This window comes from Bacteroides sp. RTP21281st1_H5_RTP21281_210402, assembly GCF_040918965.1.
Taxonomy (GTDB): domain Bacteria; phylum Bacteroidota; class Bacteroidia; order Bacteroidales; family Bacteroidaceae; genus Bacteroides; species Bacteroides congonensis.
Genome location: NZ_JBCOWR010000003.1, coordinates 157,132 through 174,639, shown reverse-complemented (window position 1 = coordinate 174,639; position 17,508 = coordinate 157,132). Strand labels below are relative to the sequence as shown.

Below are 17,508 nucleotides of genomic sequence, written 5' to 3'. Positions count from 1 at the left end.
GTTATGGACAGAACAATATCAGAACAACAAATAGATCGTTTCATACAAAACGAAATGACAACTGACGAACGGGAACAATTCGTCCTTTCCATGAGAAAGGACAAAGAACTGAAAGAACAAGTTGCCATCCGGTACTTATTGTTGGAAGGTACATTAATAAGCAATGAAAAAAAAGCCCGAATGGCACTTACCAACATTGCGCATACGAACAATAGAAAAAGAATTCGTTGGATTGCGGCAGCCTGTATCATTCTTTTGTTGGGAATGGGGGGATGGCTTGGTAACCAGCCTTTGTATAGCCCGCAAGAACTTTACTTAATTTATCATTCTATACCTGTGCTCGAACGTGCACGCGGTGGCAATGAATTGACTAAAGAAAACGCTGTCACGAATGCGTTATTGACCGAATGGTACGAACAAGGCAAATATAAAGATATTACCGACTGGTATAATCGTAACCGACAAGAAAAGACTATTGACGCGTTGCCCGATTACACCTCATTATTTATAGCTGTCGCCTTGTTGGAACAAGAGAAAGCAGAGGATGCAACGACTATTCTTTTGCATACAAAAAGTACCGATTATCAAGAAGAAACAGAGTGGTTACTGCTTTGCTGTTATTTAAAGACAAATCAACGAAAAGAAGCCGGAGAACTTGCTGGTAAGATACAGGCAGAGAAAGGAGCATTCGCCAGTGCTGCTGCCCGAATAAAAACTGACTTAAAAAAGAAGAAATGGTTTTAATCAAACGTTTCATCGGATGCTTATGTTTCCTCGCAGTTGCCTACAATGTAACTGCTCAAAAGTCTATATGGAGTGAACCTGTAATAAAAGAAGGACTGGAACATATCCGGCGATTAGAAGAATCAGCTAAAGACAGTTTACAATATGCGCGCGAATTATTCTCGCTTGCTCAATATTGCCAGCATAGAAATATGTACAAGCAAGGAGAAGAGTTATCTCAGTTAGCTATTCAGATATTAGAAGCTAAATTAGCAACAACACAACAGGAAACTGAAAACATTCAGCTTTATAAAGATTTAATAAATATATATACATTTGTAGGAAACAATAAACTGGGGCATAAAGGAAACTTGATTCCTGGTGGAATGATTGAATTAGTTTCAGTCGTGAACTACACTCAATCAATAGTCATAAGAGTCTTGGAATTAACCCAAAAAGGAATTGAGACCGGAAACAATTCTTTATTAAAAGAAGCTGAAGACTTGTACGCGAGTATATCTGACAACTGGGACAGAGCAAGTTTATACTGCTGGGAAGCCGGGAATTTCAAAGAAGCCATTTATTATCTAACCCAGGCACTGAAATCTAAAAGAAGCGAAAAAGAGCGTACATTGATTGAAAACAGATTGAAAGCGTTGACTTTATTAGCAGATTCTTCTTCAACAGGAGATCAGTATCTGAAAATTGCCGAGCAAATGTATCACCCGATATCTCTTGCAGAAATCTTTTATAACCAAAGATTACCGGATTATTTTAAGATGTTCAAGAATGCTGCACGGAAATATGAAATGGAAGGAAATCTTCAAAAAACGTCTGACGTTTATCATCGAATACTGGAATTGCTTACATCGAATATAGAAAAGGATTTGCCCTATTTACTGCCGGCTGAACGTAGTAATTTATGGGATATTTTAAAACCCTATTACGAAGAAATGGAATTCTTCATGTGTGACAATATGATATGCGGGACATGGGAAGAAATAGCAGAACTTCTATATGAGAGCCAACTGCTGAAAAAAGAATTATTTACCACCGTATCCTATAAGCTTCAAGAAACGATATCCACTGTACAAGATAGTTATGTGTTTCAACTGCAACAACAGATAGAAAAATTACGTTTTAGTGAAAAGGCGTTTAGAAATCCTTCACAGAAGAATTATATTCAAAAATTAGAAAACGAAATCACTGTACGCAATATGGAATTTGTACTCACTGATTATCTGAAAAAGAAATATCCGGTCAAATATTCATGGCATCACGAATGGAAAGAAATAGCGGCATCACTTTCTCCGAAGGAAGCGGTAGTGGACATAGTCAGTTTACCTATATCCTATAATTATTTTGATAGAATATACATAGCTATTGCATTTACTGCCAAAGATACACTTCCTCATTTAATCCCTCTGACCACAAAATTAAGTTTGCACCAATTGTTTGTTCATAATAAACTATATTCCCGATTCTGGCAACCGATTGAAAAAGCAATATCAGGATGCGAGCATATTTATCTGTCATTAGATGGTGATTTAAGCCAAATACCCTTTGCTGACTTACATAATGGGCAACAGTATATATCCGAAAAATACATTCTTCATCATTTATTATATACCGGAGATATTCCTTTCATAAAATCGCAGAGAGATAACTTGGAGCATGCGCATAGAGATATTTTCTTTTTTGGAGGAGCAAAATTCAATATACAGCCAGAAAATGATGATCAGGAAAAACTGCGTGGACAAGGATTTGCTTATCTGCCAGGCACAGTAAAGGAAATCAATAGTATAAGCCAACTGCTTTCCAATCAATGGAAAATCCACAAATATATTGGAGAGGAGGCAAATGAAGCTTCATTCAAACAACTTTCCAATCAATCTATGTCGGGAGCAGTTCTTCATGTGGCAACTCATGGTTTCAATCTAGAATACAATGATTCGATACAAAGTACTGCCATTAACCATAAAGGAGAAAGTGGTTATAAAGAACCGCTCATGCGTACGGGCTTTATTTTAACCGGTGCTAATAAAAACTGGGTTGAAGAGTTACCATTAAATGGCGAAAATGACGGGATTCTTACAGCATTGGAAATATCAGCTATGAATCTTACAGGCATTGAGCTTGCTGTACTTTCCACTTGCCATTCTGCACAAGGAGAAATTCATGAAGGCGAGGGGAGTTTTGGATTACAACGTGCTTTCCGCTTGGCAGGAGTACGTTCTATGATTATTAGTCTGTCTGAAATACCTGATAGGGAAACTGTAGAATTTATGACCGGATTTTATCGGTATTGGCAGCAAGGAATGAGCAAACCAGAGGCTTTCACAAAAACACAACGGGAAATGATAGGCAAATATAGGAATGACCCTCAGAAATGGGCTTACTTTATATTAGTTGAATAAGATTAATTTAAAAAGCCCTTTTATCAATAATGATATTAAGGGCTTTTTAATTACTTATGGATTTTTATCTATACCTATCAAGGAATAGGAATCTATTCAATTTGCTGAACCACTTTATCTTGGACTTATCGAGCCGCCATAGGCACGTTTCATATCATCATAACTTACTCCGGATGAATTAATGGCATAAGCTCGTACATTATAATTTTTATACAACTCGACTAATAATTTTGCATTATAGACTCCTACAAAGTCATCGGTTCCTACTATAATTTTCTCTCCTTTTTCTAAGGAAGGAGTGTCTGTCGTGTTTTTTACCCAACAAAAGCCGTATTCGATAATTGGAGTTCCGCCATTATCCAATATAGTAGCAGAACATGCAGCTATATTATGCCATACACCATCTACATATTCTCCAGAAGTTATCGAAGGAAATAAAGAATTTGAAGATGATTTAAAAGTCGGGAGTTGGCTTTCTTGTGGCTCATCTTCGTCTGATGAGCATCCATAGAAGGAAAACAATAAAGCAAAAATGATTAAAACTTTGTAGATGTTTCGATTACCTGTTTTCATAAAATAAGTTTTTTTTGATTTATAATGAAGCAAATATAAATCAAAAAAGAATCTACGAGTATTTGCTACAAGGTTGTTCTCAGAAATGTTTTATCTTGTTTTACACTACGGAATTTCAGAGAAAATGAACATTTATCAGTGTGTATCGCGTTGCCTTTTCAATACAGACTTTGCTGTACTGTCATTTTCGATGATACTATCTGTCTTTTGTTTGGTCTTTTCTTCCTGTTTCCGCTTATTACGTAACTTCCACTTATTCCAAAAGAACAGGTCACTCCATTTATTGAAATCTTTTTTGTACATAATACCCACACCTTGCGTGGTCAGGTTCGTTTTTGTATAATAGCGGTCATTCGTTTCATTGTAGGCTTTCAAACGAATATCGCCTGAACGGTTAATCAGCCATTCCGCTTCAAAGTCTCCCACAAAGTTGGTATTTGCCATCGGATTATCCCGATAACCGAAGTTTCCATTAATCAACAGTCTGTTATTCAATAGTTGGCCGGACAAGATGCCTTCCACTTCCATATCTGTCCAACCTTTATCACCTGTACTCAAATTTGTTCCAATGTTCCAGTTGTTTGTTTCAAAAACTTGTGATAGTGCGTTATTCAGCTGACCAGAAAGGGTAGAAGAGAGTACCGATGACATCACATTAGAATTCTGATTGTTATTCCGGGCATCTTCTGTATAAAACTTGCCGATACCCAACAAATAAAGAATCTGCATATTCATTTGTTCTTCCGTACTGATATAGTTGCGTACCAATGTCTGCACCTCATCTCTTTCATTGGGAAGATCAATACCCAATTTTATAGTCGGGCGTACCAGCATCCCACTCAAATTCATAATACAATTTACCCGCACATTAGGCTGTTGTATAATAGCTGAAGCGTCGGGTATCAAATCATTCAACGAGGCAGAATTTACCGTATACGAAGCTTGTATGTCCATATTAGCATCCAAAGGCGCACCATTGAAAGTAATCGTACTTCCATCCTTGATCACAAAATCCTTGCGAATGACTTCCTGCAAGCTGAACTTATATACCCCTTGTGTAATTCGATAATTACCAAACATCTTCACATCACCTTTATTATAGAATTCCGTTCGGATATTTCCTGTACCTTTTCCACTGATATAGTCTCCGGCAACCGGATCCATGATAATCCGCATAGTAGCGTCAGGCGTTGCATCTACCAGAATATTCAAGCGAATATCCGTCTTTTGTTCCTCTGTCTTCGCTTGACGTTTTTGCTGTATCTGGTCATAGTAAGAGATGATTTGAACAGAATCCTGAATAGTGCGACGGGGTGTTTTGTCCACAAACTTAATAAACTGATTACTGGTGGCTGATGCTACACTACCATTAATATAGGTGAAGACTGTATTCCGGTTGGTGGTCATAGCGGCATTAACTTCCAATCCTTGCACTGCATTTCCGGAAAGTAACACATTTCCCGTACCATATACCGTACCATAGAAAGGCATATCTGCCGACTCCTTTGTATTCATCACAAGCATATTATTAGCTTGTATCTCAAAGCGGTAGTTTAAGTTCTTAAAATGCTGGAAATGCAAATATCCATTAATTCTTCCGGTATGTCCCTCCATATCGGAAATATACATATTATTAAATGTCAACCCTGTAGGAGCAAGGCGGATTGTATCCTTAACGGCAAAATGAGTATTCAATATATCAAATTTCATAGAAGCGTCCGTCATGACGGCACCATCCAAGTTCAATCCCTTGAATTTTCCATAGAAATGCACATTTCCTGTTCCCCGGCCTTTTATATCGGTAGCAATGGACTTCATATAATGCTCAAGAAACTTCAGGTTCAATCCATGAGCTTCGATATTCAAGTCAAGTCCGCTTTCCGGTTTTAATGGATAGATAATACCCGTGACGCGTGATGGGGCAGAAGCTATATCTTGAATAGATGCGTCGAGACGGATACCCCTGTTTTCATTATCCCACTCACCGTATATGTCCAGATCGCCCAAACGTCCTTCGTTAAGCGAGAAATTCTTTACGAACAAACGGGTATTCATCACAGGCTTTTTCAGCACACCGCTTGCATAAGCTGTTCCCGTTGCATCACCTTCAAAGTTGACATCATCAGAGATACTTGCAATATCAAATACATATCCCATATTAATATCCTTCAAATCGACTTTAACCGTGTCGTTGGGATTATCAGAGAGACGTCCGTTAATGCGTACATAACGGTCTTGATGGCTGAAATAGAAGTTATTCACATCTACTTTCCCCGAATCTACCACAACCTGCGAAGGGTGTATCTTCCAGAGAGTATCATTCAAAATAATATCCGTAGGCTTCACATCTACCATTGCCTTCAATAATGGCTTTTCTCCCTCGGTACGTAAAAACTTGGCCACGGCAGCCAATTGCCCGCTATACGTTACTGCCGCACTATTTCCCCAGTTTAATGTCGTACTGACATTATCATCTTTCGCTTGTGCGTCCAGGGAAAGATTTACTGCTCCCTTCTTTTTCAAACTGATTAAACGAACCCGTGCGCGAATATGATCTGCCGGATTCTCACAAAGAATCAAACCGGACTCTATATAGTTATTCTTATATTGCAAACGAGGGAAATAACCTTCTACGCGCAAACGTTGCATAGGATCATTGAAATATCCCTTCAAAGTTGAATGAGTATATACGGTCAGCGGAATATCAAAAATTGTAGATAAGATGTCCGTATTATATATATGTATATCAAACAGGAAATTATTATGTGTTTCAATTGGCTTTTTAGGAGGTAATATCAAAGATGGGACATATTTCCTCATAATATTCAAAATACTGGCAGGCAACGTGTGATATTGGAACTTGCCCTCTACGCTTGCTGTCAGAAACTCGGAAGTCAGCCTTAATTGATTCTCGTTATTCTGCTTTGTAGCCCGGATATTCATATTATTCATGAAATATTCTTTATCCGGCGCTGTAAACTTCAGGCTATCTACATTGATTTCTCCAATCATTTCATCCACAGACCCGCCTGTAAAATTAGCTTTCAATTTTAGAGAGAATTCCGCGTCCGGATACTTGGTGGTGAGATTCAAATCATTGGGCCGTACCTTGTCAACCACAGCAAGAAAATTAAAAGTCGGAATCCTGGAAGTGACGTTGACATCTCCATTCAAATAGATAGAGCCATTCGGATCATCCAATGCCACTTTACCATTAAAGCCGCCTTGTTTATATTCGCCGTCCAACGTTATATTCTCATATCTATATCTGCTATAATCTATAGAAGCAATCAATCCTTTTAATTCCACTATCGGAAGCCGATCTGTGATATGTCTCCCATGTACATCGAGATTGAAAGTGATTTCTCCCAACTGTTCATTGGCTAATAGTTCACCAAGCTTGAAATCTTCCGTTTTCACAGCACCGGAGTAAGCAAACAGCCCTTTACTTTTATCCGAACTTAACTTCAAGTCAGTCTTTACATTTCCCAAACTGGTATGCAATTGTCCGTATGTAACCAAATCCGTGAAATATCCGGAAATTTCTCCCCGGAAGCTGACATCTCCCAAACGTTCGAGGACGGGAGGAACTCCATTGTAATTATGACTCAAATTGCGTACTAAGAAGCCGACACCACGAGTATTGGCTGAGAGTTCAGAAAGAGTACCATATACATATGCATCTTGTGGGTGCGACAAATCCTGAAGCGACACGTCTCCTCTAAGACGAAACTGCCGGTCGTCCGCTGTAATCTCCAAATGCGAACAATTCAATTGGTCGACTGTACCTTTCACTTCCATATCCAGCGTAACAGGTTCTTTGAAATGTGACAGGACAGGTACAAAAGGTGAAATATCTTTTAAAGTAACTTGTGACGGTAATGTACGGAAAGAAAAATGAACTTTCTCTGTAAAATGATTGAAAGCTTCCAAGCTATCATATACCAAGTGTATGGTATCCATTTTCAGAGAAGTCTCCGGCAGTTCGATGGCAAAGTTATCAATATTCGTCCGCTTACTATTGGCTACCAACTTTAAACTCATTTTCTTCAAAGAAAATCCTGATACCTTTTCGTCTAGACTCAATCGCTTGATTCCTAAATTCACAGAATCCTTGCTCAATGCTTTCAAAGAAATATTAGCAATGATATTTTGGAGCTGAATATGCTTGGCATTGAATTTCCCCGGTGTATCCTCTTCCGAAAGTACATGATAGGCCATCCGACCCCGACGAATCAAAATGGAATTGATACGTAAATCGAGTGAATTCTCTTTCTTCACAGTGTCCTTTGACGCGAAGGCATCCAAAACAAACTTAAAATTTGGCGGAGAATCCGGTGTATCCTTCTGAAGATTGATATTAAAACCGAAAAGTTGGACACTGCTGATAGAAATCTTTCCTTTAAAGAAAGGCATTATATCAAATTTGGCGGACAGACGGGTAACTTTGAGCATTTCCTGTCCCTTTTGATCGTCTAGCAATACATCGTCGATAATAATGCGGTTCAATAATCCGATATTGATTCTGCCGATCATGACTTTTGTATTCAAGACCTCGGAAAGTTCTCCGGCAACAAATGAACTCATAGCTCGTTGAATACTTGGTATATTCAACAAGATAATAGCCCCGATATATACTCCCAGTACAATGCCGACTACCCAGCGTACAGTCTTTTTCAGCGTTCTGATATGCGATTACTTTTATTTTGCGAACAAAAATATAAAATAGTTCGTTATGAATCGTAGTTTTATGATTACTTTTGCACCGTTTAATAGTTTAAATACTTATGAGTGCAATAATATTAGGAATAGAATCTTCTTGTGATGATACGTCGGCAGCCGTAATCAAGGATGGTTATTTGCTGTCAAATGTGGTATCAAGTCAGGCCGTACATGAAGCATACGGTGGAGTAGTACCCGAACTGGCTTCACGGGCACACCAACAAAACATCGTACCGGTAGTACATGAAGCATTGAAACGCGCCGGCATTACCAAAGAAGAATTAAGTGCGGTGGCTTTCACCCGTGGCCCGGGATTAATGGGGTCTTTGCTTGTCGGTGTTTCTTTCGCAAAAGGGTTCGCTCGTTCTTTAAATATTCCTTTGATTGATGTTAACCATTTGACAGGGCATGTTTTAGCACATTTTATTAAAGCAGAAGGAGAAGAGAATAAGCAACCGCAATTTCCTTTCCTTTGCCTGTTGGTTTCCGGGGGAAATTCCCAAATTATATTGGTAAAAGCATATAATGACATGGAGATTCTCGGGCAAACGATTGATGACGCAGCAGGTGAAGCAATAGATAAATGTTCGAAAGTCATGGGATTAGGTTATCCGGGTGGCCCGATTATTGACAAATTGGCACGTCAGGGAAATCCGAAAGCATTTACTTTCAGCAAACCGCATATTCCGGGGTTGGATTACAGCTTTAGCGGGTTGAAAACGTCATTCCTGTATTCATTGCGTGATTGGATGAAGGAAGATCCTGATTTCATCGAACATCATAAGGTGGATTTAGCTGCGTCACTGGAAGCAACGGTCGTAGATATCTTAATGGATAAACTGCGGAAAGCAGCGAAAGAATATAAAATTAAGGAAGTAGCCGTAGCAGGTGGCGTTTCCGCAAATAACGGACTACGTAATGCGTTCCGTGAACACGCCGAAAAATATGGCTGGAATATATTTATTCCTAAATTCAGCTATACGACCGACAATGCGGCAATGATTGCCATTACCGGATATTTTAAGTATCTGGATAAAGACTTCTGCTCCATTGATCTTCCGGCTTATTCCCGCGTGACATTATAAGTTGCTTTCGCGTACCTATATATAATTAAAATAAAGCAGGGAAATATGTTTGCCGAGATTATAACCATTGGCGATGAACTGCTGATAGGGCAGGTTATCGATACTAACTCCGCCTGGATGGGGCAGGAGTTAAACAAAATAGGTATTGAAGTTCTTCGTGTTGTTTCAGTCCGTGACCGTGAGGAAGAGATTCTGGAAGCGATTGATAATGCGATGGAAAGGGTAAATATTGTTTTAGTGACCGGAGGACTTGGCCCTACTAAGGATGATATAACCAAACAGACTCTTTGTAAATACTTCCACACGCAACTGGTATTCAGTGAAGAAGTATTCGAGAATGTAAAACGGGTGTTAGCAGGAAAAATCCCAATGAATGCGCTGAATAAAAGCCAGGCAATGGTTCCTGAAAATTGCACGGTAATCAATAATCCTGTAGGGAGCGCTTCTGTCAGTTGGTTTGAAAAGGATGGGAAAGTACTTGTATCTATGCCCGGAGTCCCGCAGGAAATGACTGCCGTAATGACCGGAAGCGTATTACCTAAGTTGCACGAAAGGTTCCAAACGGATGTAATCATCCATCAGACTTTTCTTGTACAACATTATCCGGAATCGGTATTGGCTGAAAAATTAGAACCTTGGGAAAGTGCTTTACCTGAATGTATCAAATTAGCATACCTGCCCAAACTTGGGATAATCCGCCTGAGATTAACCGGACGCGGACAGAGAGAAGAAGAAGTAAAAAAACTTCTTGACTGCGAAAAAGTAAAACTAGAGAAAATATTAGATGATGACATCTTCAGTGAAGAAGATGTGCCATTGGAAATTATTGTGGGCGAACTCTTGAGAAAGAAGAAATTGACCGTTTCCACCGCAGAAAGTTGTACCGGAGGAAGTATTGCCGCACGATTAACATCCATCGCCGGAAACTCGGAATACTTTAACGGTAGTGTGGTGGCTTACTCCAATGACGTAAAAATGGGACTTTTACACGTTTCTACCGAAACCTTGGAACGCTATGGCGCTGTAAGTGAGCAGACTGTGATTGAAATGGTGAAAGGCGCGATGAAAGCATTGAAAACTGACTGTGCGGTTGCTACATCGGGAATAGCCGGCCCGGGCGGAGGCACACCGGAAAAACCTGTAGGGACTGTCTGGATAGCCGCTGGTTATAAAAACGAAATTCGTACTTACAAGCAGGAAACAAATCGTGGAAGGGCCATGAATATTGAACGGGCGGGCAATAATGCGCTGCTAATGCTTCGGGATTTACTCAAATAAAGAAAAATAGCTACTTATAAGTGAATTATTTTAAGAAATCCTTGTTTTATACGGATAAAAGTGCTTACTTTGCGTCCTGTTTGAAATAAGTATAGATATAAAACTATAAAAATAAGATAGAAATGTCGAAGATTTGTCAAATTACCGGAAAGAAAGCCATGATTGGCAACAATGTTTCACACTCAAAGAGAAGAACTAAAAGAACCTTTGATTTGAACTTGTTTAACAAAAAGTTCTATTATGTAGAACAGGATTGTTGGATCAGCCTTAGCATTTGTGCTAACGGGTTGCGTATTATCAACAAAAAGGGACTGGATGCTGCGCTTACTGATGCTGTAGCTAAAGGTTTTTGTGATTGGAAAAGCATTAAAGTAATCGGCTAAACGTAGAGGAGAAAACTTACAATGGCAAAGAAAGCAAAAGGTAACAGAGTACAGGTGATTCTGGAATGTACAGAACACAAGGACAGTGGAATGCCGGGAACATCTCGTTATATCACAACTAAGAACAGAAAGAATACTACAGAAAGACTTGAGTTGAAGAAATACAACCCAATCCTGAAGAGAGTAACAGTACACAAGGAAATTAAATAATAAAGAAGTATAACCCATGGCAAAGAAAACAGTAGCTAGTTTGCACGAAGGTTCAAAAGAAGGTCGTGCTTATACCAAGGTTATCAAAATGGTAAAATCTCCGAAAACCGGAGCATATACTTTTGATGAGCAAATGGTTCCTAATGAAAAAGTACAAGACTTTTTCAAAAAATAATTGAAATAGCACACACGCTATAAATTCAAAATCCTCTCATTGTTTATCAGTGAGAGGATTTTTTATTGCTTCTTTTTTTTACTTTTTCAATCCTTTGTTATATCTTTGTAGAATAATGTATTATACAAACAACCGTAAATATGGGATTTTTTAGTTTTTTTTCAAAGGAGAAGAAGGAAACTTTAGATAAAGGATTATCTAAAACCAAAGAGAGCGTATTTAGTAAAATAGCTCGTGCCGTGGCTGGAAAGTCAAAGGTAGATGACGAAGTATTGGATAACCTGGAAGAAGTGCTAATTACATCTGATGTGGGTGTGGAAACCACTTTGAATATAATCAAGCGCATAGAAAAACGTGCCGCTGCTGACAAATATGTGAATACCCAGGAACTGAATCATATATTGCGCGATGAAATAGCCGCCTTGCTGACCGAAAACAACTCGGACGATGTAGCCGATTTCGACGTAACCATCGAAAGAAAGCCGTATGTGATTATGGTGGTGGGAGTGAATGGAGTGGGTAAGACTACGACAATCGGCAAACTGGCTTATCAATTTAAAAAAGCGGGTAAATCCGTTTATTTAGGAGCTGCTGATACATTCCGCGCTGCCGCGGTAGAACAGCTCATGATTTGGGGGGAACGGGTAGGTGTGCCGGTTATCAAACAGAAAATGGGAGCTGATCCTGCATCTGTGGCATATGATACTCTTAGTTCCGCTGTCGCCAACAATGCTGATATCGTCATTATCGATACGGCGGGGCGTCTTCATAATAAAGTCGGTTTGATGAACGAGCTGACAAAGATAAAAAACGTTATGAAAAAAGTGGTGCCTGATGCACCGGACGAAGTATTGTTGGTATTGGATGGCTCTACCGGACAGAATGCCTTTGAACAGGCCAAGCAATTTACTTTGGCAACTGAAGTAACTGCTATGGCTATCACAAAACTGGATGGTACGGCAAAGGGTGGTGTAGTGATCGGCATTTCCGATCAGTTCAAGATTCCCGTTAAATATATTGGATTAGGCGAGGGTATGGAGGACTTACAAGTATTCCGTAAAAACGAATTTGTAGATTCCTTGTTTGGCGAAAATGCATGAAAAGAAAAAGAATTGATATAATCACCTTAGGGTGCTCCAAAAATCTGGTTGACTCGGAACAGTTGATGCGTCAGTTGGAAGAAGTCGGATACAGCGTAACTCATGATACGGAAGAACCTCAAGGAGAAATAGCCGTTATCAATACATGTGGTTTTATCGGTGACGCCAAAGAGGAGTCTATCAATATGATTCTGGAATTTGCCGAAAGAAAAGAGGAAGGTGCTCTGAAGAAACTTTTTGTAATGGGTTGTCTTTCTGAACGCTATCTTAAAGAATTGGCGATTGAAATACCACAGGTAGATAAGTTTTATGGTAAATTCAATTGGAAAGAATTACTACAGGATTTAGGGAAAACATACCACGACGAGTTGTACATCGAGCGGACATTGACTACTCCCAAGCATTATGCTTATCTGAAAATCTCAGAAGGGTGTGATCGCAAATGTTCCTATTGTGCCATTCCGATAATTACGGGGCGTCATATATCCAAACCTATAGAAGAAATTCTGGATGAAGTTCGGTATCTGGTGTCGCAAGGAGTGAAAGAGTTTCAAGTGATTGCGCAGGAATTGACTTATTATGGCATCGACCTGTATAAGAAACAAATGCTTCCTGAATTGATTGAACGAATTTCAGATATTCCGGGAGTGGAGTGGATTCGTCTGCATTATGCATATCCTGCACACTTTCCGACCGATTTATTCCGTGTAATGCGCGAGCGCGATAATGTATGTAAATATATGGATATTGCCCTTCAGCATATCAGCGACAATATGTTGAAATTGATGCGCCGACAAGTTACCAAAGAAGATACTTATAGGCTGATTGAGCAATTCCGCAAAGAAGTACCTGGTATTCATCTGCGAACGACGCTAATGGTGGGACATCCGGGGGAAACCGAAGAGGATTTTGAGGATCTGAAAGAATTTGTGCGAAAAGTACGTTTTGATAGAATGGGGGCTTTTGCTTATTCAGAAGAAGAGGGGACTTATGCAGCAGAAGCATATGAAGACTCTATCCCACAAGAGGTAAAACAAGCCAGACTTGATGAACTGATGGATATTCAGCAGGAAATCTCTGCTGAATTAAGTGCCGAAAAGGTCGGTAGACAAATGAAAGTTATCGTCGACCGACTAGAGGGAGATTATTATATCGGGCGAACAGAATTCGATTCGCCGGAGGTGGATCCGGAAGTGTTGATTAATCGCTCAGAAAAAGAACTTAAAATCGGACAGTTCTATCAGGTAGAAGTGATAGATGCAGATGATTTTGATTTATATGCAAAGATAATAGATGACTATGAATAATAAGGAATTTACATCTGAACTGGCAGAAAGATTGGGATATACCATCAAAGATACTTCCGAATTAATAAGCTCTTTGCTGTCCAGCATGACGCAAGAGCTGGAGGAAGGTAATATGATTGCGGTACAGGGATTCGGTTCTTTCGAAGTAAAGAAGAAAGCGGAGCGCATTTCTATTAATCCGGCGAGTAAACAGCGTATGCTGGTTCCTCCCAAATTGGTATTATCTTATAGACCTAGCAATACACTGAAAGATAAGTTTAAATAAATATTTCCCGTTATGAATGAAAGACTAACAATTCAAGATCTTACTGACTTATTGGCTGCCAAACATAGCATGACCAAGAAGGATGCCGAGGCGTTCGTAAAAGAGTTTTTTCTCCTGATAGAACAAGCCTTGGAAAGCGAGAATACTGTAAAAATCAAAGGATTGGGAACTTTCAAGCTTATTGATGTAGATAGTAGGGAAAGTGTCAATGTCAATACTGGAGAACGCTTTCAGATAAAAGGTCATACAAAAGTTTCCTTTTCTCCGGATGCTAGTCTGAGAGATATTATCAACAAGCCTTTTGCGCATTTTGAGACTGTCGTTCTAAATGAAAATACAATTTTAGAAGATACTCCGGTAGAAGAAACGGAGGAAGAAGAAATAGTAGAAGAGATTCCTGTACAGACACCGACAAATGAGAAAGAAGAGATTCAAGAGGATGATTATAGCTCTGCTGTAGTAGAAATAAATGAAGTTGTTGATGAGAGCGAGGAGCTTCCGGAAGAGGAAACGGTACAGGAAGAACAGGTAACCGAACAATCTGAAGAAACGACCATTGGAGAGCAGATTACAGATGAAATCGCCCCCGTAGTTGTACAAGAACCGATAGAACAGCCAAAAGAAGAGGAAGTTGCCAAAGAAATATCTATCATCGAACAACAGCCGACTCCTATAAAAGAAAAAGAAGGATTCACTGCCGAAGAGATTATTGAGAAAGAGCTTCTGAAAGCAAACCTGAAACCTGAAATTCCCATAGTACCAGCTAAAGAGGAAAATGCAACCCCTGTTAAGCCGGCACAGACTACTGTCTCTCCGAGTTCCAAGAAGAAAAATTCTTCGGCGAAAGAAAAGTCACCAGTACCTTACTTGGTTGCTGTCATTATTCTTGTTTTACTGTTATGCGGCGGTGTCGTTCTATTCATTTATTATCCGGATTTATTTTCTTCTTCATCCGATAAAAATGCGCTTGATATGCCACCTGTCACAACTCAACCCGTACAACCGGAAGCGCAACTCTCTGATACAATCGAGCATAAAGATACAATTAAAGAAATAACGCCTGATATACCTAAAGCAGTTGTTACTCCACAGCCGATTGCTAAAAAGGAAGAAGCGAGCACTCCCGCAAAAACTGAAAATAAAGTTGTGCAACAACAACCAGCTTCTGCTTATTTGGATTCGGCATCTTATAAGATTACGGGAACCAAAACCAAATACACAATCAAAGAGGGCGAAACTTTGACAAGAGTTTCTTTGCGATTCTATGGCACAAAAGCTATGTGGCCGTACATTGTGAAACATAATCCGGACGTAATCAAGAATCCCAATAATGTGCCATACGGTACAACAGTCAAAATACCGGAACTTACCAAAGAATAAGTAACAATAATCCATTCACCCGACCATACAAACACTGTATTGGTCGGGTGAAATGTTATGGATGTGCAAAAGCGTATGAAAGTACCTTAATCTAAAGATTTCGCATAGTTTTTTAATAAAAATTAGTTGCAATCGTTAATTATATGGCGTACTTTTGGAAGCAAAATTAAAAGCCTTATGACACAGGCAAGGCTTACATAAAAATAATGGGAATTAAATAATAAAATATTAAGTATTTATGGCTGAATCAATTGATATCCGCGAGCTAAATGAGCGGATTGAAAGACAAAGTGCTTTCGTTACCAATCTTATGACAGGTATGGACCAAATCATTGTTGGTCAGAAACATTTGGTTGAATCACTGCTTATCGGATTGCTTTCCGATGGTCACGTTCTTTTGGAAGGTGTACCTGGCTTGGCAAAAACTTTGGCTATTAAAACACTCGCTTCTCTGATCGACGCGAAATATAGCCGTATCCAGTTCACACCGGATTTATTGCCTGCCGACGTTATAGGAACAATGGTTTACAGTCAGAAAGATGAATCTTTTAAGGTACAAAGAGGCCCGATTTTCGCCAACTTTGTACTGGCTGATGAAATAAACCGTGCTCCGGCCAAAGTACAGAGTGCTTTGTTGGAAGCCATGCAGGAACGTCAGGTTACTATTGGTAAAGAGACATTTGTATTACCAGAACCTTTCCTTGTATTAGCGACTCAAAATCCGATTGAACAAGAAGGAACTTATCCTCTTCCTGAAGCACAGGTCGACCGTTTCATGCTGAAAGTGGTCATCGACTACCCGAAGTTGGAAGAAGAGAAGTTGATTATCCGCCAAAATATCAATGGAGAAAAGTTCAATGTGAAACCGATTCTAAAAGCTGATGAAATTATTGAAGCACGCAAAGTCGTTCGTCAGGTATATTTGGATGAGAAAATAGAACGTTATATCGTAGATATTGTATTCGCTACCCGTTTCCCGGAAAAATATGATCTCAAAGAATTAAAAGATATGATCGGATTTGGTGGTTCGCCCCGTGCTTCTATCAATCTGGCTTTGGCTGCCCGTACATATGCTTTCATCAAGCGTCGTGGTTATGTAATTCCGGAAGATGTACGTGCTGTTGCACATGATGTCCTTCGTCATCGTATCGGATTGACGTACGAAGCGGAAGCTAACAATATGACTTCGGACGAAATCATCAGCAAGATTCTGAATAAGGTTGAAGTGCCCTGATTCGTAGTTATAATACAGTCAATAAGTAGTCATAGTGTTATGCTTGACTACTTTAGCTACTTACTACTTAACTACTGTATAAATGGAGACAAGTGAAATACTAAAAAAAGTTCGTCAGATTGAAATTAAGACACGGGGATTGTCTAACAATATCTTTGCAGGCCAGTATCACTCGGCTTTCAAGGGTAGGGGTATGTCGTTCTCCGAAGTCCGGGAATATCAGTTTGGCGATGATATACGTGACATAGACTGGAATGTGACGGCACGTTTCAACAAACCTTACGTGAAAGTGTTTGAAGAAGAACGTGAACTGACAGTCATGTTGATGGTTGATGTTTCCGGAAGTTTGGAATTTGGTACTGTTAAACAGTTAAAGAAGGACATGGTAACGGAAATTGCGGCTACTCTTGCTTTTTCTGCCATACAGAATAATGACAAGATCGGCGTGATTTTCTTTTCAGACCGGATAGAAAAGTTTATTCCACCTAAAAAGGGACGTAAACATATTCTATATATTATCCGTGAACTGATTGACTTTCAACCGGAAAGCCGTCGTACCAATATACGTCTTGCATTAGAATACTTGACTAATGTGATGAAAAGACGCTGTACGGCATTCATTCTATCAGACTTCATTGACCAGGAAAGTTTTAAAA

The 17,508-nt window shown here is 39.4% G+C and carries 15 protein-coding genes; 13 read left to right on the top strand and 2 right to left on the bottom strand.

The features are described from left to right. Window positions 1-3 precede the first annotated feature (3 nt). Both AB5443_RS06315 and AB5443_RS06310 read left to right on the top strand, forming a co-directional pair. Window positions 4-744 (top strand): hypothetical protein, encoded by a 741-nt coding sequence (locus AB5443_RS06315; protein WP_277133098.1) that lies wholly within the window; start codon window positions 4-6, stop codon window positions 742-744. Further along, window positions 735-3,140 carry a CHAT domain-containing protein gene (locus AB5443_RS06310; protein WP_022138250.1) on the top strand — a complete coding sequence of 802 codons (2,406 nt, stop codon included), beginning with the start codon at window positions 735-737 and terminating at the stop codon, window positions 3,138-3,140. The genes AB5443_RS06315 and AB5443_RS06310 overlap by 10 nt, the downstream gene beginning before the upstream one ends. A gap of 114 nt (window positions 3,141-3,254) precedes the next feature. Here AB5443_RS06310 and AB5443_RS06305 read toward each other — a convergent pair whose 3' ends face one another. Together AB5443_RS06305 and AB5443_RS06300 are read right to left on the bottom strand one after the other, a co-directional pair. After that, window positions 3,255-3,713, bottom strand: coding sequence for a hypothetical protein (locus tag AB5443_RS06305; protein WP_022138249.1), 459 nt, complete (start codon window positions 3,711-3,713; stop codon window positions 3,255-3,257). A 135-nt stretch (window positions 3,714-3,848) separates the two neighbouring features. Then, on the bottom strand, window positions 3,849-8,300 hold the full coding sequence (locus AB5443_RS06300; RefSeq protein WP_277133095.1) for a translocation/assembly module TamB domain-containing protein: 4,452 nt from the start codon (window positions 8,298-8,300) through the stop codon (window positions 3,849-3,851). Between the two features lie 200 nt (window positions 8,301-8,500). Here AB5443_RS06300 and tsaD point away from each other — a divergent pair, with 200 nt between their 5' ends. The 11 genes from tsaD to AB5443_RS06245 all read left to right on the top strand — a co-directional run. Then, window positions 8,501-9,520 (top strand): tRNA (adenosine(37)-N6)-threonylcarbamoyltransferase complex transferase subunit TsaD, encoded by a 1,020-nt coding sequence (gene tsaD, locus AB5443_RS06295; protein ID WP_022138247.1) that lies wholly within the window; start codon window positions 8,501-8,503, stop codon window positions 9,518-9,520. A gap of 45 nt (window positions 9,521-9,565) precedes the next feature. Next, on the top strand, window positions 9,566-10,798 hold the full coding sequence (locus tag AB5443_RS06290) for a competence/damage-inducible protein A (RefSeq protein WP_368113471.1): 1,233 nt from the start codon (window positions 9,566-9,568) through the stop codon (window positions 10,796-10,798). A gap of 122 nt (window positions 10,799-10,920) precedes the next feature. Further along, window positions 10,921-11,181 carry a 50S ribosomal protein L28 gene (gene rpmB / locus AB5443_RS06285; RefSeq protein WP_022138245.1) on the top strand — a complete coding sequence of 87 codons (261 nt, stop codon included), beginning with the start codon at window positions 10,921-10,923 and terminating at the stop codon, window positions 11,179-11,181. A gap of 21 nt (window positions 11,182-11,202) precedes the next feature. Next, window positions 11,203-11,391, top strand: coding sequence for a 50S ribosomal protein L33 (rpmG, locus tag AB5443_RS06280; RefSeq protein WP_002560155.1), 189 nt, complete (start codon window positions 11,203-11,205; stop codon window positions 11,389-11,391). A 16-nt stretch (window positions 11,392-11,407) separates the two neighbouring features. Next, on the top strand, window positions 11,408-11,566 hold the full coding sequence (locus tag AB5443_RS06275; protein ID WP_022138244.1) for a DUF4295 domain-containing protein: 159 nt from the start codon (window positions 11,408-11,410) through the stop codon (window positions 11,564-11,566). A 140-nt stretch (window positions 11,567-11,706) separates the two neighbouring features. After that, on the top strand, window positions 11,707-12,666 hold the full coding sequence (gene ftsY / locus AB5443_RS06270) for a signal recognition particle-docking protein FtsY (protein WP_022138243.1): 960 nt from the start codon (window positions 11,707-11,709) through the stop codon (window positions 12,664-12,666). Beyond that, window positions 12,663-13,973 (top strand): 30S ribosomal protein S12 methylthiotransferase RimO, encoded by a 1,311-nt coding sequence (gene rimO, locus AB5443_RS06265; RefSeq protein WP_277133088.1) that lies wholly within the window; start codon window positions 12,663-12,665, stop codon window positions 13,971-13,973. The genes ftsY and rimO overlap by 4 nt, the downstream gene beginning before the upstream one ends. Continuing rightward, window positions 13,966-14,238, top strand: a complete 273-nt coding sequence (locus AB5443_RS06260) for an HU family DNA-binding protein (RefSeq protein WP_073346459.1) — start codon at window positions 13,966-13,968, stop codon at window positions 14,236-14,238. The genes rimO and AB5443_RS06260 overlap by 8 nt, the downstream gene beginning before the upstream one ends. Before the next feature lie 12 nt (window positions 14,239-14,250). Then, on the top strand, window positions 14,251-15,618 hold the full coding sequence (locus AB5443_RS06255; protein WP_277133085.1) for an HU family DNA-binding protein: 1,368 nt from the start codon (window positions 14,251-14,253) through the stop codon (window positions 15,616-15,618). A gap of 238 nt (window positions 15,619-15,856) precedes the next feature. After that, complete coding sequence (locus AB5443_RS06250) at window positions 15,857-16,852, top strand: MoxR family ATPase (RefSeq protein WP_277133083.1); 996 nt, start codon at window positions 15,857-15,859, stop codon at window positions 16,850-16,852. Between the two features lie 82 nt (window positions 16,853-16,934). Beyond that, a partial coding sequence (locus AB5443_RS06245) for a DUF58 domain-containing protein (RefSeq protein WP_368119598.1) occupies window positions 16,935-17,508 on the top strand: 574 nt, incomplete at its 3' end.